This is a genomic window from Geodermatophilus sp. SYSU D01176 (assembly GCF_054050015.1).
The window spans coordinates 1-18,573 of the sequence record NZ_JBJGYN010000003.1 but is presented as its reverse complement, the minus strand read 5'-3'; the positions used below and the strand labels follow the sequence as shown (position 1 = coordinate 18,573).

Sequence of the window (18,573 nt, the reverse complement as noted above, 5' to 3'; positions counted from 1 at the left end):
GTCCCCCCGTTGAGTTGAGCCGCTGCGTCCGTCCGGCCGGGAGGCCTCCGACCCCCGCGTCCGGACGGACAGCAGCGGTCACCTCTCGAGGTCCCTCACCAACTCCGCGATCTGGACGGTGTTGAGCGCGGCGCCCTTGCGCAGGTTGTCGTTGCTGACGAACAGCGCCAGGCCGCGGTCGCCGTCGACGCCGGGGTCCTGCCGGATGCGGCCGACGTAGCTCGGGTCCTGCCCGGCGGCCTGCAGCGGCGTGGGGACGGCGGTGAGCTCGACCCCGGGCGCACCGGACAGCAGCTCGGTGGCGCGCTCGGCGGTCAGCGGCCGGGCGAACTCCACGTTGAGCGACAGCGAGTGCCCGGTGAAGACCGGGACGCGCACGCAGGTGCCCGAGACCCGCAGGTCGGGGATGCCCAGGATCTTGCGGCTCTCGTTGCGGAGCTTCTGCTCCTCGTCGGTCTCGTTCGTGCCGTCGTCGACCAGCGAGCCGGCCATGGGGAGCACGTTGAACGCGATCGGCCGCACGTACTTGGCCGGCTCCGGGAAGGCGACCGCCGAGCCGTCGTGGGTGAGCTCCGCGGCTTTGTCGACGACCGCCTTGACCTGCGTGTCGAGCTCCTCCACACCGGCGAGACCGCTGCCGGAGACCGCCTGGTAGGTGCTGGCGACGATGCGCACCAGCCCCGCCTCGTCGTGCAGCGGCTTGAGCACCGGCATCGCGGCCATCGTGGTGCAGTTCGGGTTGGCGATGATCCCCTTGGGGACCGACGCCAGCGCGTCCGGGTTGACCTCGGCCACCACCAGCGGGACGTCGGGGTCGCGGCGCCAGGCCGAGCTGTTGTCGATGACCGTCACGCCGGCCTCGGCGAACCGCGGCGCCTGCACCCGCGAGGTCGACGCCCCGGCGGAGAAGATCGCGATGTCGAGCCCGGTGGGGTCGGCGGTCGCGGCGTCCTCGACGGTGATCTCGCCGTCGCCCCACGGCAGGGTGCTGCCGGCGGAGCGGGCGGAGGCGAAGAAGCGCAGCTCGGCGAGCGGGAAGCCGCGCTCGGCGAGCAGCCGGCGCACCACGGCGCCGACCTGGCCGGTGGCGCCGACGACGCCGACCTGCAGTCCCTCGTTCGTGAAGAGGCTCATCGTCCCGTCCCTCCGTAGACGACCGCCTGCTCCTCGTCGGTGCCGAGGTCGAAGGCGTCGTGCACCGCGCGGACGGCGACGTCCACGTCGGTGTCCCGGCACACCACGGAGATGCGGATCTCCGAGGTGCTGATCAGCTCCAGGTTGACCCCGGCGTCGGCCAGCGCGCCGAAGAACCGCGCCGACACGCCCGGGTGCGAGCGCATTCCCGCGCCGACCAGCGACACCTTGCCGATGTGCTGGTCGAAGGTGACGTCGGTGTAGCCGACGGTGTGCTTGACCTTCTCCAGCGCGGCGATCGCGGCCGGGCCGTCGCTCTTGGGCAGCGTGAAGGAGATGTCGGCGAGCTTGCTGGCCGACGTCGACACGTTCTGCACGATCATGTCGATGTTGACCTCGGCCTCGGCGAGCACGCGGAACAGCTGCGCGGCCTCACCCGGCCGGTCGGGCACCCCGAAGACGGTGATCTTGCCCTCGGAGCGGTCGTGCGCGACGCCGGTGATGATCGCCTGTTCCACCGTGAGGTCCTCCATCGAGCCGGTCACCGTGGTGCCGGGGAGCTGGGAGTAGGAGCTGCGGACGTGCACCGGGATGCCGTAGCGGCGGGCGTACTCGACGCAGCGGAGCATGAGCACCTTCGCCCCGGAGGCGGCGAGCTCGAGCATCTCCTCGTAGGTGATGGTGTCGAGCCGCCGGGCGTTCGGGACGATGCGGGGGTCGGCGGTGAAGACGCCGTCGACATCGGTGTAGATCTCGCAGACGTCGGCCTGCAGGGCCGCGGCGACGGCCACGGCGGTCGTGTCGGAGCCGCCCCGCCCGAGCGTGGTGACGTCCTTGGTGTCCTGGCTGACGCCCTGGAAGCCGGCGACGATGACGATCGAGCCCTCGTCGAGGGCGTCGCGCAGCCGACCGGGCGTGACGTCGATGATCCGCGCCTTGCCGTGGCTGGAGGTCGTGATCACCCCGGCCTGCGAACCGGTGAACGACCGCGCCTCGTAGCCGTGGGTGTTGATCGCGATGGCCAGCAGGGCCATGGAGATGCGCTCGCCCGCGGTGAGCAGCATGTCCAGCTCGCGACCGGCCGGGTCGTCGGTGATCTGGGCGGCCTGGTCGAGCAGCTCGTCGGTGGTGTCACCCATCGCGGAGACCACCACGACGACGTCGTTGCCGTCCTCCTTGGCCGCCACGATCCGCTCGGCGACGCGCTTGATGTGCGCTGCGGAGGCGACGGACGAGCCGCCGTACTTCTGGACGACGAGGGCCACGGGTCCACAGGCTACCGAGGTCCATGGTGAGCGCCGTGCTTGCGTCCCCCTGGACGGGGCGCTGTGATCACCGGGTGGAGGACGTGGAGCGCTGGCTGCTGACGGGCGAGGAGCGGGGCAACCCCTCGACGTCCCTGCCGGCGTACACGGAGGGCAACCTCGTCGAGGCGCTCGTGCACGGGGTGACCTACTTCGACCGGCTGGTCGAGCACGTCGAGCGACTCGACGCCGGGGACCACCTGTTCTTCACCGACTGGCGCGGCGACCCGGACGAGCAGCTGCGCCCGGGCGGCCCCACCGTCGCCCAGCTGTTCACCGACGCGGTGCGCCGCGGCGTGTGCGTCCGCGGGCTGGTGTGGCGCTCGCACGTGGACTGGATGTCGTTCAGCGCGGAGGAGAACCGGGCGCTGGACGACGAGGTCGAGCACGGTGGCGGCGAGGTGATCCTCGACCAGCGGGTGCGCCGCGGCGGCAGCCACCACCAGAAGCTCGTCGTCCTGCGGCACGACCAGGACCCGACCCAGGACGTCGCCTTCGTCGGCGGGATCGACCTGTGCCACAGCCGCCGCGACGACGCCGACCACCGGGGCGATCCGCAGTCGCTGGCGATGTCCGCGGCCTACGGGGAGCGGCCACCGTGGCACGACGTCCAGTTGATGCTGCGCGGGCCGACGGTCGGCGTCCTGGACACCGTGTTCCGCGAGCGCTGGGACGACCCGACCAACGCCGACTCCGGCAACCCGATCGCCTGGGTGCTCGACCGGCTGCGCGGCGCCCGGCTCGATCCGGACCCGCTGCCACCGCAGCTGCCGCCCCCGCCGCCGTGCGGGCCGCACGTGGTGCAGAACCTGCGCACGTACCCGGCGATCCGGCCGCCCTACGACTTCGCGCCGCACGGCGAGCGCTCGGTGGCCCGCGGGTACTCGAAGGCGATCAAGCAGGCCCGCCGGCTGGTCTACCTGGAGGACCAGTACATGTGGTCGGCCGACGTCGCCCGGCTGTTCGCCGAGGCGCTGGCCGACCACCCCGGGCTGCACCTGGTCGTCGTGGTGCCGCGGGTGCCCGACCAGGACGGCGCGGTGGCGGAGCGGTCCCAGTACGTGGGCCGCTGGCAGGCGCTGGAGATGTGCCGGCGCGCCGGGCGCAACCGGGTGCACGTGTTCGATGTGGAGAACCACGAGGGGACGCCGGTCTACGTGCACGCCAAGGTCTGCGTGGTGGACGACGTGTGGGCCAGCGTCGGCAGCGACAACTTCAACCGCCGTTCCTGGACCCACGACAGCGAGCTGTCCTCCGCCGTGCTGGACACGACGCGGGACCCGCGCGAGCCCCGCGACCCCGCCGGCACGGGCGACGGCGCCCGCACCTTCGCCCGTGACCTGCGCCTGGAACTGGCCCGCGAGCACCTGGACCGCGCGGCCGACGGCAGCGAGGACGACGACCTGATCGACCCCGACGCGTTCGTGCGGACGCTCGAGGCCTCGGCGGCCGAGCTGGACGCCTGGTACGCCGGCGGCCGCCGCGGCCCGCGGCCGCGGGGCCGGCTGCGCGAGCACTCCCCGCCGCGGCTGACGCTCCCCACCCGGCTGTGGGCGACGCCGGTCTACCGGCTGGTCGACGACCCCGACGGCCGCCCGCTGGCCATGCGGCTGCGCAAGGCCTTCTGAGCGTCGGCTCGTGCCGGTCCCTCCCCGTTTCCCGGCACCCAGGGGTGTGCTCCTCCGGCTTCCTCCACCCCTGCTTCCCCCTGTAAGCAGCGCCTGACGTTGCCGGAGGAGACACCCCGCGCCCGGCTCCGGCCGATCCGCAGTCGTCCACAGATGAGGCCGGCCCGGCCCGCGCACGCGTCCCCCGCCGCACCATGGCCGGGTGGCGGACGGCTTCGACCTGTGCGGGGTGCTCCGGCGCATCCGGCGCACCGCCGACCTGTCCCAGCGCGAGCTGGCCTCGGCAGCCGGGCTGAGCGTGTCGGCCGTGGCTCACGTCGAGGCGGGGACGCGGGACCTGCCGTCGCGCGCGCTGGCCAGGGCGGCCGAGCTGGCCGGGCTGCGCCTGACCCTGCTCGACGCCGACGGGCGGGAGGTGCCCGGCATGCAGCCCGACGGCGCCCGGGATGCGACCCGGCGCCGTCTGCCCGCCCACCTCGACACCGAACACACCGACGAGGTGGCCGACCGGTGGTCCGACCGCCGCGACCGGCGGCAGCCGTGGTTCACCTTCGGCCTCGACCGGGCCGCGCGGGACCGCCAGCGTGCACGGGTCGGGACGCCGGACGACCACGACGTCCCCGTGGCGGGGGACTCGCCGGCCGAGCGGCGGGCTCAGCGGCAGGAAGCGGCGCGGCGCCGCGCGGCGGAGGAGCGGGACCGCCGTCGGGCGACCGCCCGCGACCCGGTCGACGACGCCCTGACCTGCACCTGCCCACCGGAGTGCGACGAGGTCGACGACGGCTCGGGGCCGCCGAGGCACGCCGCCGCCTGCCCGTGTGGCTGCGACTCCGGCTGATCCGCTGCTACCGTGGCTGTGTGCGCGGCAGCCTCCTGCTTACCCGCCGCGGCGAGGCCCTCTCCTAGGTCGGCCTCCTCGCCGCGGAGACCCGCCGTGACCCAGAGCGTCCCCGGCGCCCGCTGACCGCCCCACCGGAGCTGCGTCCAGCCCGCGCCCAGAGGAGCGAGAACCCGTGAGCAGGAACCTGAGCGAGAACCACCCGCACGTCCGGCACCCCCAGCAGCCGTCGCGGATGCCGATCTCCCGCTACGCCCCCTTCACCCCGATCACGCTGCCCGACCGCACGTGGCCGGAGACGGTCACCACCCGGGCCCCGCGCTGGTGCGCCGTCGACCTGCGCGACGGCAACCAGGCGCTGATCGACCCGATGACGCCCGACCGCAAGCGGCGGATGTTCGAGCTGCTGGTCCGCATGGGCTACAAGGAGATCGAGGTCGGCTTCCCGGCGGCCAGCCAGACGGACTTCGACTTCGTCCGCCAGCTCATCGCGGACGACCTGGTACCCGACGACGTCACCATCCAGGTGCTCACCCAGGCGCGCGACGAGCTGATCGAGCGGACCTTCGAGTCCCTGCGCGGCGCGCAGCAGGCGATCGTCCACCTCTACAACTCGACGTCCACGCTGCAGCGTCGGGTCGTGTTCGGCTCCGACCGGGCCGGCATCGTCGACATCGCCGTCCACGGTGCGCAGGTGGTGCACAAGCTGGCCGAGCAGCTGACCGGCACCGAGGTGTTCTACGAGTACTCCCCCGAGTCGTTCACCGGCACCGAGCTCGACTTCGCCGTCGAGGTCTGCAACGCCGTCACCGATGTCTGGGAGCCCACCCCCGACCGGCCGACGATCATCAACCTGCCGGCCACGGTCGAGATGGCCGAGCCGACGGTCTACGCCGACCAGATCGAGTGGATGCACCGCAACCTGGGCCGGCGCCACGCCGTCGTCCTGTCGCTGCACCCGCACAACGACCGCGGCACCGCCGTCGCCGCCGCCGAGCTGGGCTACCGCGCCGGCGCCGACCGCATCGAGGGCTGCCTGTTCGGCAACGGCGAGCGCACCGGCAACGTCGACCTGGTCACCCTGGGCCTGAACCTGTTCAGCCAGGGCATCGACCCGCAGATCGACTTCTCCGACATCGACGAGATCCGCCGCACCGTCGAGTACTGCAACCAGCTGGGTGTGCACGAGCGGCACCCCTACGGCGGCGACCTGGTCTACACCGCCTTCTCCGGCTCCCACCAGGACGCGATCAACAAGGGCCTCAAGGCGCTCGAGGCCGACGCCCAGGCCGCCGGGAGGCCGGTCGCCGAGATGCCCTGGGCCGTGCCGTACCTGCCGATCGACCCCAAGGACGTCGGCCGCACCTACGAGGCCGTGATCCGGGTGAACAGCCAGTCCGGCAAGGGCGGCGTCGCCTACATCATGAAGACCGAGAACCAGCTGGACCTGCCGCGCCGGCTGCAGATCGAGTTCAGCGCGGTCGTGCAGCGGCACACGGACAACGAGGGCGGCGAGGTCACCGCCGAGCAGATGTGGGCGGCGTTCTCCAACGAGTACCTGCCCGACCCCGACGCCCCGTGGGGCCGGTTCTCCCTGACCGGCCACCGGCACCGGGCCCACGGCGACCAGCTCGACGAGATGGTGGTCGAGCTGGTCGCCGACGGCGTCCCGATGACCGTCGAGGGCCGCGGCAACGGGCCGATCGCCGCGTTCGTCGACGCGCTGCACACGGTGGACGTCGACGTCCGGGTGCTCGACTACGCCGAGCACGCCATGTCCGCCGGCGGCGACGCCCGCGCCGCGGCCTACGTCGAGTGCGCCGTCGGCGACCGCGTGCTCTGGGGCGTGGGCATCGACCCGAACATCGTCACCGCGTCGCTCCGCGCGGTCGTCTCGGCGGTGAACCGGGCCCAGCGCTGAGGGCCGCCCGGGGGCGGGGCGTCCGGCGACGCCCCGCCCCCGGGCCGGTCACGGCACCATCGGGTCATGGTCCAGCTGACGCCCTATCTGACCGTGCGCGACGCCCGCGCGGCGACGGCCTGGTACGCCGATGCCCTCGGCGCCCGCGTGGTCGGTGAGCCCCACGTCATGGACGACGACCGCATCGGGCACGCCGAGCTCGACGTCGGCGGGGCCACGCTCTACCTCGCCGACGAGTACCCCGAGCTGGGGCTGGGCGGGCCGGACCCGGGCCGGGTCAGCGTCACGCTGCACCTCGCCGTCCCCGACGTCGACGCCGCCGTGGACCGGGCGGCGGGCGCCGGGGCCGGCGTGGAGCGGCCGCCGTCCGACGGCCCGGGCGGGCGGACCGGCGTCGTCGTCGACCCCTTCGGCCACCGCTGGATGCTCCAGACGCCGGCCCCGGGGCCGGCCGCGGCGCGACCGGCGGTCCGGCCCGGCGACGCGGTGTACCTGACGCTCCGGGTGCCGGACGGCGCCCGCGCCCGCGACTTCTACGAGGCGGTGCTGGGCTGGTCGCTGAGCCCCGGCCGGGTCGACGACGGCTGGGAGACCCAGGGTCAGACCCCGACGGTGGGCCTGCACGGCGGGCACGCGCACGACCTGGGCGCCGTGCCGATGTACGCGGTCGACGACATCGAGGTCGCCGTCGCCGCGGTGCAGACCGCCGGCGGGCAGGCCGGCGAGGTCGAGCGCCAGTCCTTCGGGTCGTCGGCGTACTGCCGTGACGACCAGGGGCTGCCGTTCTGGCTGGCTCAGCTGGACGGCTGAAGGGGCCCGGGCTGCTCGGGCGGGGCGTCGCCGGGCTCGTCGCCGCGGTACCGCTCGTCCTGGTGGCCCGGCCCGCCGTACTCGTCGACGAGCAGCAGGTCGCGGCGCACGTGCCGGCGGCGGTAGGCGACCCGGCTGATCAGGTGGGCGCTCACCGGTGCGGTGAGCAGCTGGAAGGCCGCGACGAGCAGCAGCATCCACACGTTGGCCCAGCCGTCGAGCCGGATGGCCGCGCCGACCATGACCAGCAGCACGCCGAGCACCTGCGGCTTGGTGCCGGCGTGCATCCGGGAGAGCACGTCGGGGAAGCGCACCAGGCCCAGTCCGGCGGTGAGGCACAGCGTGGCGCCGGCCAGCAGGCAGGCGAATGCCACGACGTCGGCGGGCCCGCTCACGTCCGGCTCTCCCGCTCCTCGGCGGCGACCGGCAGGCCGAGGTCCCGCCCGTCTCCGGTGTGCGAGCGCAGCAGCATCCCGCCGACGTAGCGGGCCACCGACACCGAGCCGACGAAGGCCAGCAGGGCCACGACGACCAGCACCGGCACCACCGTCGGGTCCTGCGCCAGCGCGGCGTGCACCGCCAGGCCGGCCGCGATGATCACCAGCAGCGTGTCGGTGGCGACCACCCGGTCCAGCAGCGAGGGGCCGCGCGCCAGCCGGACGAGGGCCAGGAGCGCGCCCCCGCCGATCATCACGTACAGCGCGAACTGCACCGTCGTCACGGCGCCGACACCTCGTCCCTCCGCTGCTCCTCGAGGGCCGCGATGTCCGCGACCGAGCCGAACGCCTGCACCAGACGCCGCTCCACCACCAGGACGTGCGCCTTCTTCCGCTGCACGTCCTCGTGATCACGCACGGGCAGCAGGTGCAGGGTCATCAACCGCTGCTCCCGGTCCAGGTCGAGGACCAGGGAGCCGGGCACCAGCGAGGTCGCCTCGGCGACCATCGTCAGGAGCAGGTCGGAGTCGGCCCGCAGCTGCACCCGCACGATCGCCGTCCGGCGCACACCGCCGGGACGGACGGCCTGCCAGGCGACCTCGGCTCCGGACGAGAACAGGTCGAGGACGAAGTGGCCGAGGAAGACCAGCAGCGGTACCGGCCGCACCCGGGTGCCGCCGACCACGTGCGGCAGCGGCAGCAGGGTCAGCACGGCCAACGCGACGAGCAGGCCGGAGAGGAGGTTCGCCCAGGACCAGGTGCCCCACAGCAGCATCCAGACCAGCACCAGCCAGCCGGCCAGCGGGACCTGGTGGCGCAGCCGGGTGGCGGCGGGCTCGATCGTCACGGCACCTCACCCTCCCCGAAGACCGACGAGACGTAGGGCGTGCGCTCGAGCAGGTCCGTGGAGGCGCGGTCGGCCAGGCCATAGAGCGGTCCGGCCAGCCCGGTGAGGGCCACGGTGAGCGCGACCAGGGCCGTCGTGGCGCCGACCATGGTCCGCGGCAGCGGGCGCAGCGCCCGGACCGCTCCGGCCGCCGACGGGAGGTCGGGCTCGGCGGCCGTCGCCACCGCCGTGTGCCGTCGCCACGCGTCCTGCAGCGCGGTCCGCGCCGGGCCGTCCGGGGACGCCGTCACGTCCGGCGACCCGGCTCCGTCACCGGACGGCCGGTGGCGCTGCACGGCCTCGGCGGCCGCGGCCCCGGCGGTGTCCTCGGCCGGCGACTGGCTCGGGGAGCGCCAGAAGGCGCGGGTCCAGACGCGGGCGACCGCGAGCAGGGTGAGCAGGCTGGTGACCACCCCGCCCGCGACCAGCGTCAGTGCCCCGGCACTGCCGTCGGCGACCCCGGCCTGCAGCAGCCCGAGCTTGCCGATGAACCCCGACAGCGGCGGGATCCCGGCCAGGTTCATCGCCGGCACGAAGAAGAGCACGGCCAGCAGGGGCGAGCGCCGGGCCAGCCCGCCGAGCTTGTCGACCGCGGTGGTGCCGCCCTGGCGCTCGACCAGCCCCGCCACCAGGAACAGCGTCGTCTGGATGGCGATGTGGTGGGCCACGTAGAAGACCGCGCCGGCCAGTCCGGCCGCCGTCCCCAGGGCGATGCCGAAGACCATGTAGCCGATGTGGCTGACCAGGGTGAACGACAGCATCCGGCGCAGGTCGGCCTGGGCGACCGCGCCGAGGATGCCCACCAGCATCGTGGCCAGCGCCGCCCACAGCAGCAGGTCGTCGAGCGCGCCGCCGGGGAACAGCAGCGTCTGGGTGCGGATGATGGCGTAGACGCCGACCTTGGTGAGCAGGCCGGCGAAGACCGCGGTGACCGGGGCGGGCGCGGTCGGGTAGCTGTCGGGCAGCCACGCCGAGAGCGGGAAGACGGCGGCCTTGATGCCGAACGCGATGAGCAGCATCGACTGCAGCAGCACCTGGGTGCCCTCGGGCAGCTCACCCAGCCGCACCGCCAGCTGCGCCATGTTCACCGTGCCGGTGGCGGCGTAGACCAGCCCGATCGCGGCGAGGAACACCAGCGAGCTGGTCAGGCTGACCACGATGTAGGTGATGCCGCCGCGGATGCGCGTCGCCGTCCCGCCGAGGGTGAGCAGCACGTACGAGGCCATCAGCAGGATCTCGAAGCCGACGTAGAGGTTGAACAGGTCACCGGCGAGGAAGGCGTTCCCCACGCCCGCCACCAGCACCAGGAACGTCGGGTGGAAGATCGACAGCGGCGTCTCCTCCGACCCGTCGGCCGCGCCCTGGCCGACGGCGAACACGAGGACGCCGAGCGCCACGGTCGCCGCGACCACCAGCATCAGGGCCGACAGCCGGTCGACGACCAGCACGATGCCCAGCGGCACCGGCCAGCCGCCGACGGAGATGGAGCCGGCACCGTCGGCGTCCGCCATCAGCAGCAGCACCACCGAGACGGCGAGCACCGCGGTGAGCACGAGCATGCTGAGGGTGCGCTGGAAGGCCGGGTGCCCGGAGACCAGCAGCGTGCCGGCCGCTCCCAGCAGCGGGAGCAGCACCGGCAGCGGAGCGAGGACCTCGATCACCGGGCGCCGCTCCCCGCCGGCAGGTCGACGTCGTCGGCCAGCCCCTCGAGGTCGGCGGCCCGGGAGTCGGCGTGCATGGCGGCGCGGTCCTCGGGGGCGAGGTCGTCCGGGTCCAGCTCGTCGGCGTCGAGGGCCTTCCGGGCGGCGACGCGGCGGTCCTCCTCGTCGGTGCCGACCACCTCGTTGCGGGCCAGCCGCCAGGAGCGGTGGATGATCGCCAGCAGGAACGCGGCGACCCCGAAGGTGATCACGATCGCGGTCAGGATCAGCGCCTGCGGCAGCGGGTCGTTGAACGCCTCCGGGTCGGAGTAGCCGAGGATCGGGGCCAGCCCCGCGGGTCCGCCGGCCGACAGCACCAGCAGGTTGGTGGCGTTGCCCAGCAGGAGGAAGCCCAGCAGCACGCGGGTGAGGCTGCGGTCCAGCAGCAGGTACACCCCCGCCGCGTAGAGCCCGCCGATCATCACCGGCAGCACGACCGTGGGGGTCATCGCAGCACCACCTCCCCGGGCGACAGTTCGATCTCGTCCTCCTGGTCCTCCTGGCGGTCGAGCTCCGCGCCCAGGCTGCGCAGCACGTCGAGGACCAGCCCGACGACGATCAGGTAGACGCCGATGTCGAAGAAGAGCGAGGTCACGAGCTTGACGTCGCCGAGCACCGGCAACGTCACCTGCAGGATCGCCGTCTGCAGCACCCCGGCGCCCAGCAGCAGGCCGGCCACGCCGGTGCCGCCGGCGAAGAGCAGCCCGCCGCCGAGCAGCAGGCCCGGCGCCACCGGCGCGGCCTCGCCCAGCTCGTAGCGCCCGCCCGCCAGGTAGCGCAGCACCAGCGCCAGGCCGGCGACCAGGCCGCCGGCGAACCCGCCGCCGGGCTCGTTGTGGCCGCTGAACAGCAGGTACAGCGAGAAGACCACGATGGTGTGGAACAGGATCCGGGTGACCACCTCGAGCACCACCGAGCGCCGTGCCGGGTCGAGCGTCGCGGTGGCGGCCAGCCACCGGTCCCGCGGCGCCCGGCGGGCACGCTCGCGGCGCTGCACCAGCTGCGCGCGGTCGACGCGGTCCACCCCGCCGGTGCGCCGCCGCAGGAAGACCAGGCTGGCCACGCCGGTGGCCGCGACGACCAGCAGCGAGATCTCGCCGAGGGTGTCCCAGGCGCGGATGTCGACCAGGGTCACGTTGACGACGTTCTTGCCGCCGCCGAAGTCGTACGCCGGCCCCGCCCAGCCCGCCGAGACCGGCGTCGCGGTGCGGGCCGACAGCGCCACCGCACCCACGGCGGCCATGAACGCGCCCATGGCGACGGCGATCACGCCGCGGACGGCGCGTTCGCGCGGCCGGTGCCGCTCGGTGATGTCCTTGGGCAGCTTGCGCAGCACCAGCACGAAGACGACGAGGGTCAGCGTCTCCACGAGGAACTGGGTGAGCGCGAGGTCGGGGGCACCCTGCAGCGCGAAGACGACGGCGATGCCGTAACCGGTGACGCCGACGACGAGCACGGCCGAGAGCCGCTGGCGGATCCGCAGGGTCAGCGCGGCGGCGGTCACGACGACGACGCCCACCATCGCCTGCACCGGCGTGTCCCAGGCCCGCCACTCACCCGGCCACGGGGCGCGGGTGAGCAGCAGGGTCCCCGGCAGGGCGAGCACCGCGACCAGGATGGTGCCGAGGTAGGCCGGGAGCGAGCCGCGCTGGGTGGTGCCGGTGACCAGCACCGACAGCCGGTCCACCCCCTGGATGACGTTCCAGTAGCCCTCGTCGGCCGAGGCGCCGACGGCCACCCGCCGCTGCAGGCCGTGCACCCGGCTGCGGACGACGAACAGCACGGCGCCGCCGGCCACGGTCAGCGCCGACAGCGCCAGCGCCGGCTGCCAGCCGTGCCACAGCGCCAGGTGCTCGGCCTCGGGCGCCAGCAGCGGCAACGTCTCGGCGTAGGCGACGACCAGCGGGTCCAGCAGCGGGCTGGCCGGCCCCAGGACCAGGCCGGTCAGCGCCAGGACGGCGGGGGCGGCGAGGAACAGCGGCTCCGGCGGGTGCTGGAGCGCGGTCTCCGCGCAGCCGGGCTTGCGGGCGAAGGCACCCCACACGAAGCGCGCGGTGTAGGCGGCAGTGAGCACCGAACCCGTGACGATCCCGGTGAGGACGACGACGGCGGCGGTGCGGTCGGGCAGCCCGCCGTCCAGGAGCGCGGTGAAGGCCGCCTCCTTGCCGACGAACCCCAGCAGCGGCGGCAACCCGGCCATGGAGGCCGCGGCGGCGGTGCCGATCGCGGCGAGGACCGGCAGCCGCCGGCCGAGGCCGGAGAGCCGGCGCAGGTCGCGGGTGCCGGTGGCGTGGTCGATGACGCCGACGGTGAGGAAGAGCGTGGACTTGAACAGCGCGTGCGCGATCGTCATGACCAGCCCGGCGGCGGCCAGCTCGGCACTGCCCGCGCCGGCGAGCGTCACGAGGAAGCCCAGCTGGCTGACGGTGCCGAAGGCCAGCAGCAGCTTGAGGTCCTTCTGGCGCAGCGCGCGGTAACCGCCGAGGAGCATCGTCGCGACGCCCAGGCCCAGCACGACCGGCCGCCAGCCGGGGACGTCGGCCAGCCCGGGGGCCAGCCGGGCGACCAGGTAGACACCGGCCTTCACCATCGCCGCGGCGTGCAGGTAGGCGCTGACCGGCGTCGGCGCCTCCATGGCCGCGGGCAGCCAGAAGTGGAACGGCACCAGGGCCGACTTCGTGACCGCCCCGACCAGCACCAGCGCCGCGCCGGCGGTCATGGCCGGGCCGCTGCCGGGGTCGGCGACCACCTCCGACAGCAGGAACGAGCCGCTGGCCTGACCGATGAGGATGAGCCCGACCAGCATCGCCAGCCCGCCGGCGGTGGTCAGGATGAGGGCCTGCGACGCCGCCCGCCGCGCGGCCACCCGCCGTCCCGAGCCCCCGATCAGGAGGAAGGAGAAGACGGTGGTGAGCTCCCAGAACACGTACAGCAGGAAGAGGTCGTCGGCGAGGACCAGGCCCAGCATGGAGCCGGCGAAGGCGGTGAGGCAGCCGGCGAAACGACCGGTGCCCTCCTCGTCCGGGGCGAAGTAGCGGGCGCAGTAGACGAGCACCAGCGCCCCCACGCCGGTGACCAGCGCGGCGAAGGCCAGCGCGAGCGCGTCCAGCCGCAGCGCGACGTCGAGCTGCAGGGCGGGGATCCACGGCGCCGTCTCGCGCAGCTCCTCGCCGGCGAGCACCGGGCCCAGGCGCGACAGCACCCAACCGAACCCGGCGGCGGGCACGAGCGCCAGGGCCAGGAAGGCCTGCCGCCCCCACCACCGCACGAGAACGGGCGCCAGCACGCCGGCGATCAGGTGGAGGAGCAGCAGGAAGAGCACGTGTCTCCGGGAGTCGTTGGGGCGGCTCGGGGACACCAGGAACGTCGGTCGTCGACGGCCGGCGGTGACCCCAGCCTACCTGCCGGGCCGGATCGGCCCGCTCTCGTAGGCGGAGGCCACCGCCTGGACCCGGTCCCGGAGGCCCGGCGTGAGCAGTACCCGGCCGGCGTGTGTCTCGACCGTCGTCTCGCCCCAGGAACAGCTGGGCCCGGGGCCCTCTCCACCACCTCCGGCACCGGGTGCCACGGCACCCGGAGCCGGAGGTGCGTCAGCTCCGCTCGGCCGCCGCGGCGATGTCGTCGAGGTCCTGCTGCAGCGCCTTGGCAACGGCACGCCGGCCGAGCGGCGCGGTGAGCGCCCCGAGCACCCGCGCCACCGTCGTCGTCGGCTCACCGCCGAAGGTCGCGGTCACGTCGGTCCCGCCGTCGGCGGACGGCGCGAACGCGAACCCCGACGCGTAGCGGACGCCCGGGCCCGCCGCCTCCACCCGGTAGGACCGGTGCGGCTCGACCGCGGTCACGGTCATCTCCTCGGTCGCCGACCGGCCGAGCATCCTGCGCGTCTCCCGCCAGCGCGTGCTGACCCCGAAGGGCCCGGGGGTGAGGACCTCGACCGCCTCGATCCCGCGGACGACCCGCGGCGCGCCCTCGAGGTCGGTGGCCAGCGCCCACACCCGCTCCACTGGTGCCGCCACGTGCCGGCGGACCTCCACGTCCTGCATGCTGCCTCGCTCCGTCGTCTCGGCCCCGTCCGGAGGCTCGCCGCGAGCCTGCGAGCGGTGAGGAGGACGGGGTCCTCGTCCACCCTGCCACCGGGGGACGACGGATCCGGCTACCCCTCGGCCGCCTCGGCGGCCTCCAGCCACTCTGTCTCGACCTGCTCCTTCTCGGCGAGGACGGCGCGCAGCCGCTCGTCGAGCTCCAGCACCCGCGCGTGGTCGGTCGCGGCGGCGGCGAGCTGGCCGTGCAGCTGCTCCTCCTCGGCGGTCAGCCTCTCCAGCCGCCGCTCCAGCCGCGTGGCCTCCTTGCGGGCGGCGCGCACCTCGCCCGCGGACCGGGCGGGGACGTCGGCCGCCGGCCGGGGAGGAGCCGGGGCAGCCGACGGCAGCGGCGCCTCTCCCGCCGCCCGGCGGGCCAGGTACTCCTCCACCCCGCCGGGCAGGGCGGCCAGCGAGCCGTCGCCCATGAGCGCGACCACCGAGTCGCACACCCGGTCGACGAAGTACCGGTCGTGGCTGACCACCAGCACGGTGCCGGGGAAGGCGTCGAGCAGGTCCTCCAGCGCGGTGAGGGTGTCGATGTCCAGGTCGTTGGTCGGCTCGTCGAGCAGCAGCACGTTGGGCTCGGCCATGAGCAGCCGCAGCAGCTGCAGGCGGCGCCGCTCGCCGCCGGAGAGGTCGCCGACCGGCGTCCACTGGCGCGACGCCGGGAAACCGAACCGATCGGCCAGGGACGACGCGGAGATCTCCTGGTTCCCGATGCGGGCGATCCGGGCGATCTCCTGCACCGCCTCCAGCACCCGCAGCCGGCCGGGCAGCTCGGTGACGTGCTGGGACAGGTACGCCGGCGCGACCGTCTGCCCGCGCACCACCCGGCCGCGGTCGGGCTCGGTCTCCCCGACCAGCAGCCGCAGCAGCGAGGTCTTGCCCGCCCCGTTGACGCCCACGACGCCGATCCGGTCGCCCGGGCCGACGTGCCAGGTGAGGTCCCGGAAGAGGGGCCGCGGGCCGTCGTCCGAGGGCACCGCGTAGTCGACGTCCTCCACGTCGTAGACGGTCTTGCCGAGCCGGCGGGCAGCGAAGCCTTTGAGTGCCATCGTGTCGCGCGCCGGTGGCTCGTCCTCGATCAGCGCCTGGGCCGCCTCGATGCGGAACCGGGGCTTGCTGGTGCGCGCGGGCGGCCCGCGGCGCAGCCAGGCCAGCTCCTTGCGGACCAGGTTGAGCCGGCGCTCCTCGGTGACCGCCGCGATCCGGGCGCGCTCCGCGCGGGCGAGGGTGTAGGCGGCGTAGCCGCCCTCGTAGGCGTGCACCCGGCCGTCGGCGACCTCCCACGTCAGGCTGCAGACCTCGTCGAGGAACCACCGGTCGTGGGTGACGACGACCAGCGCGCCGACACGGTCCTTCACGTAGTCGGCCAGCCACGCGACCCCCTCGACGTCGAGGTGGTTGGTCGGCTCGTCGAGCACCAGCAGGTCCAGCGGCCGGACCAGCTGCGCGGCCAGCGCCACCCGTCGCCGCTCCCCTCCGGACATCGGGGCGACCGGCGAGTCGAGGCCGAGCCGGTCGAGTTCCAGGCCGGTGAGCACGCTGCGCACCGCGGCGTCGGCGGCCCACTCGTGCTCGGCGGCGAACAGGCTCTCCGGCAGGACGACGTCGCGCACGGTCGCACCGGGCGGCAGGGTGCCGGACTGGTCGAGGACGCCGAGGGCGAGGTCCCCGCGGCGGGTGACCCGGCCGGAGTCGGGCTCCTCGCGACCGGTGAGGACGCCGAGCAGCGTGGACTTGCCGCTGCCGTTGCGGCCGACCACCCCGATCCGCTCGCCGGCGGCGATGCCGAGCGAGACGTCGTCGAGCAGGACGGTGGTGCCGTGGGCCTTGTGCACCCGCTCGAGGTTGACCAGGTTGAGGGGCGCGCTCATCGCCGTCCAGTATCCGCGCGGCCGGTTCCGCCGAGGAGCCGGCCACCGCGCGCGGCCGTCACCTCGCGACAGCGACCCCCAGCCACGGCCGCAGCGCGCCGTCGGCGAGCAGCCGGCCCACCCGTACGGACTGCTCCTGCGCCTCCGCCCAGCGCGGATCGTCCCCGTGCCGGCGGGCGACCTCCGCGTCCACCGCGTCGGCGCGCTCGGCCCACTCCGCCGGGCTGTCCCCGAGGTCGGCGGTCGCGGTCTCCGCCAGCCGGAACCCGGCCGCGTCCAGCAGCTCCCGCAGCACCGCCTCGGCCGGGAAGTCGTTGCCCTCCGGCAGCGGCGGGGGCAGCGGGCGGTCGGCGACGAACACGAGCAGCCCGAGCCGCCCGCCGTCCCGGAGCACCCGCCGCAGCTCGGCCAGCGCAGCGGCCTTGTCCGAGGTCGTGCAGAGGACGCCGAGGCACCACGCGGCGTCGAACGCGCCGTCGGCGAACGGCAGCTGCTGCGCCACCGCGGCCACCGACGGCAGGCCGAACAGCCGCTGCGCGGCGCGCGCCGCGGCGTGCATCGGCTCGGCGCAGACCGCGCGCACGCCGCGCTCGGCGGCCAGCCACCCGGCCGGCCCGCCGACACCCGCGCCGTCGTCGAGCACGCGGCTGTCCGGTGCCGGCGCCAGCCGGTCGGCCAGCCAGCGCAGCGCCGCCTCGCTGCCGCTGCCCCGGCACCCGGCGGGGACGGCGTGCTCGGCCCCCAGCGCCCGCACGGCGTCCTCGGTCCAGCCGGCGACGGTGCCGAACTCGGCCGCCATCGCCTCGCTCTCCAGCCCGCTCATGCCGCCTCCTCCCCGATCCGGGCCGCGACCTCGGCCTTCACCCGGGCGCCGGCGTCCTCCCCGCCGTCCGCGGCCAGGCCGGAGAGGTTGACCCCGACGACGCCGGGGACGGCCAGCAGCGCCCGGGCCTCCGCGACGGCGGCCGCGATGCCGGCCGCGCGCGGGTCCGGCGCGGCCAGCACCTGCTCGACCACGGCGTCGTCCACGTGCAGGCCGGGGAAGCGCTGCAGCACCCGTGCCGAGCGCTCGTCGGTGTAGACGGCGACCGCGGCGACGAAGGGCAGCGTCGCCCCCGCGGCGCGTGCGGCGGCGACGAAGGCCGCCACGTCGGCCGGCGTGCGCACGTGGTTGAGCACGCACACCTGCGCCCCCGCCCGCTGCTTGCCCGCCACCCGCGCCGGGCGCCGGTGCACCGGTGGCGCGGCCGGCGACTCCGGGACGGCGACCGGCAGCCCGGCCGCCGCGGCGAGGGCGGCGAGCCGGGTGCCGTCGAGGTCGAAGACCTGGGTGACGCCGGGCCGGACGCCGGGGCCGCGGGCGTCCCCGGTGACGCACAGGACGCCGTCGACACCCACCGCGGCCAGGCCGGCCAGCTCCTGCTCGAGGACGACGCGGTTGCGGTCGCGGCAGGCCAGCGTCGTCCACGGACGGCCACCGGCGGCCACGACCTCCGCGGCGACCAGGGTGGGCGGGAAGTCGGGCCGATTGGCGTGCTCGCCGACCAGCAGCCCGTCGGAGACCGGGGCCAGCACGCCCACCACCCGGCGCAGCGAGGCGGGGTCGAAGGGGGCCACCGTGAGGTCGGTGAGCACGACCGGCCGGGTGCGGGCGTGGTCGAGCAGGCTCCCCGGCGGGGGCGCGACCGGCGTCGGCGTCGGCCGGTCCCAGGCGGGAGCGGGCTCGCCGAGGAACACGCAGCGGTGCTCGGCCACCTCGCACCGATCGTCGTCCCGGACGCCGCCGCACGGGCCGAAGACCATGCGCTTCGGGCAGCCCGGCCGGCGGCGGTCGTCGTCCACGGTCCGAGCCTGACCCGGAGGGCCGGGCACCAAACCGGGGGGCTTGGGGGGGGGGGGGCGCGGGGGGGGGGGGGGGCGGGGGGGGGGGGGGGGGGGGGGGGGGGCGGGGGGCGG

At 74.9% G+C, this 18,573-nt stretch carries 16 protein-coding genes; 4 read left to right on the top strand and 12 right to left on the bottom strand.

The features are described 5' to 3' along the window. Positions 1–78 precede the first annotated feature (78 nt). Together ACI78Z_RS02780 and ACI78Z_RS02775 are read right to left on the bottom strand one after the other, a co-directional pair. Positions 79–1,134, bottom strand: a complete 1,056-nt coding sequence (locus ACI78Z_RS02780; protein ID WP_457034993.1) for an aspartate-semialdehyde dehydrogenase — start codon at positions 1,132–1,134, stop codon at positions 79–81. Further along, complete coding sequence (locus tag ACI78Z_RS02775) at positions 1,131–2,399, bottom strand: aspartate kinase (RefSeq protein WP_457034992.1); 1,269 nt, start codon at positions 2,397–2,399, stop codon at positions 1,131–1,133. Before ACI78Z_RS02775 ends, ACI78Z_RS02780 begins: the two co-directional genes overlap by 4 nt. Positions 2,400–2,473: 74 nt before the next feature. Between ACI78Z_RS02775 and ACI78Z_RS02770 the strand changes: the two genes are divergently transcribed. The 4 genes from ACI78Z_RS02770 to ACI78Z_RS02755 all read left to right on the top strand — a co-directional run bounded on the left by ACI78Z_RS02770 (position 2,474) and on the right by ACI78Z_RS02755 (position 7,635). Continuing rightward, complete coding sequence (locus tag ACI78Z_RS02770) at positions 2,474–4,066, top strand: phospholipase D family protein (RefSeq protein WP_457034991.1); 1,593 nt, start codon at positions 2,474–2,476, stop codon at positions 4,064–4,066. A 202-nt stretch (positions 4,067–4,268) separates the two neighbouring features. After that, a complete protein-coding gene (locus ACI78Z_RS02765; protein ID WP_457034990.1) occupies positions 4,269–4,904 on the top strand; it encodes a helix-turn-helix domain-containing protein in 636 nt (211 codons plus the stop codon). Positions 4,905–5,079: 175 nt separating this feature from the next. After that, positions 5,080–6,825, top strand: a complete 1,746-nt coding sequence (gene leuA, locus ACI78Z_RS02760) for a 2-isopropylmalate synthase (RefSeq protein WP_457034989.1) — start codon at positions 5,080–5,082, stop codon at positions 6,823–6,825. Positions 6,826–6,891: 66 nt separating this feature from the next. Then, positions 6,892–7,635 carry a VOC family protein gene (locus ACI78Z_RS02755; RefSeq protein ID WP_457034988.1) on the top strand — a complete coding sequence of 248 codons (744 nt, stop codon included), beginning with the start codon at positions 6,892–6,894 and terminating at the stop codon, positions 7,633–7,635. On the opposite strand, the gene mnhG is transcribed toward ACI78Z_RS02755, so the two are convergent. The 10 genes from mnhG to ACI78Z_RS02705 form a co-directional block, all read right to left on the bottom strand. After that, complete coding sequence (gene mnhG, locus ACI78Z_RS02750) at positions 7,620–8,030, bottom strand: monovalent cation/H(+) antiporter subunit G (RefSeq protein WP_457034987.1); 411 nt, start codon at positions 8,028–8,030, stop codon at positions 7,620–7,622. The genes ACI78Z_RS02755 and mnhG overlap by 16 nt on opposite strands. Further along, the gene (locus ACI78Z_RS02745) at positions 8,027–8,356 is read right to left on the bottom strand and encodes a monovalent cation/H+ antiporter complex subunit F (RefSeq protein WP_457034986.1); all 330 of its coding nucleotides are present in this window, start codon (positions 8,354–8,356) and stop codon (positions 8,027–8,029) included. Before ACI78Z_RS02745 ends, mnhG begins: the two co-directional genes overlap by 4 nt. Next, positions 8,353–8,919, bottom strand: coding sequence for a Na+/H+ antiporter subunit E (locus ACI78Z_RS02740; RefSeq protein WP_457034985.1), 567 nt, complete (start codon positions 8,917–8,919; stop codon positions 8,353–8,355). Before ACI78Z_RS02740 ends, ACI78Z_RS02745 begins: the two co-directional genes overlap by 4 nt. Then, complete coding sequence (locus ACI78Z_RS02735; RefSeq protein ID WP_457034984.1) at positions 8,916–10,619, bottom strand: Na+/H+ antiporter subunit D; 1,704 nt, start codon at positions 10,617–10,619, stop codon at positions 8,916–8,918. The genes ACI78Z_RS02740 and ACI78Z_RS02735 overlap by 4 nt, the downstream gene beginning before the upstream one ends. Then, positions 10,616–11,107 (bottom strand): Na(+)/H(+) antiporter subunit C, encoded by a 492-nt coding sequence (locus ACI78Z_RS02730; protein ID WP_457034983.1) that lies wholly within the window; start codon positions 11,105–11,107, stop codon positions 10,616–10,618. The genes ACI78Z_RS02735 and ACI78Z_RS02730 overlap by 4 nt, the downstream gene beginning before the upstream one ends. Beyond that, on the bottom strand, positions 11,104–13,980 hold the full coding sequence (locus ACI78Z_RS02725) for a Na+/H+ antiporter subunit A (protein ID WP_457034982.1): 2,877 nt from the start codon (positions 13,978–13,980) through the stop codon (positions 11,104–11,106). The genes ACI78Z_RS02730 and ACI78Z_RS02725 overlap by 4 nt, the downstream gene beginning before the upstream one ends. Before the next feature lie 268 nt (positions 13,981–14,248). Further along, positions 14,249–14,701: an SRPBCC family protein gene (locus tag ACI78Z_RS02720; RefSeq protein ID WP_457034981.1), complete on the bottom strand. Its 453-nt coding sequence runs from the start codon at positions 14,699–14,701 to the stop codon at positions 14,249–14,251. A gap of 110 nt (positions 14,702–14,811) precedes the next feature. After that, the gene (locus ACI78Z_RS02715) at positions 14,812–16,617 is read right to left on the bottom strand and encodes an ABC-F family ATP-binding cassette domain-containing protein (protein WP_457034980.1); all 1,806 of its coding nucleotides are present in this window, start codon (positions 16,615–16,617) and stop codon (positions 14,812–14,814) included. Positions 16,618–16,675: 58 nt separating this feature from the next. Continuing rightward, positions 16,676–17,440: a class I SAM-dependent methyltransferase gene (locus tag ACI78Z_RS02710; RefSeq protein WP_457034979.1), complete on the bottom strand. Its 765-nt coding sequence runs from the start codon at positions 17,438–17,440 to the stop codon at positions 16,676–16,678. Then, positions 17,437–18,459 (bottom strand): methylenetetrahydrofolate reductase C-terminal domain-containing protein, encoded by a 1,023-nt coding sequence (locus ACI78Z_RS02705; protein ID WP_457034978.1) that lies wholly within the window; start codon positions 18,457–18,459, stop codon positions 17,437–17,439. The genes ACI78Z_RS02710 and ACI78Z_RS02705 overlap by 4 nt, the downstream gene beginning before the upstream one ends. Positions 18,460–18,573 lie beyond the last annotated feature (114 nt).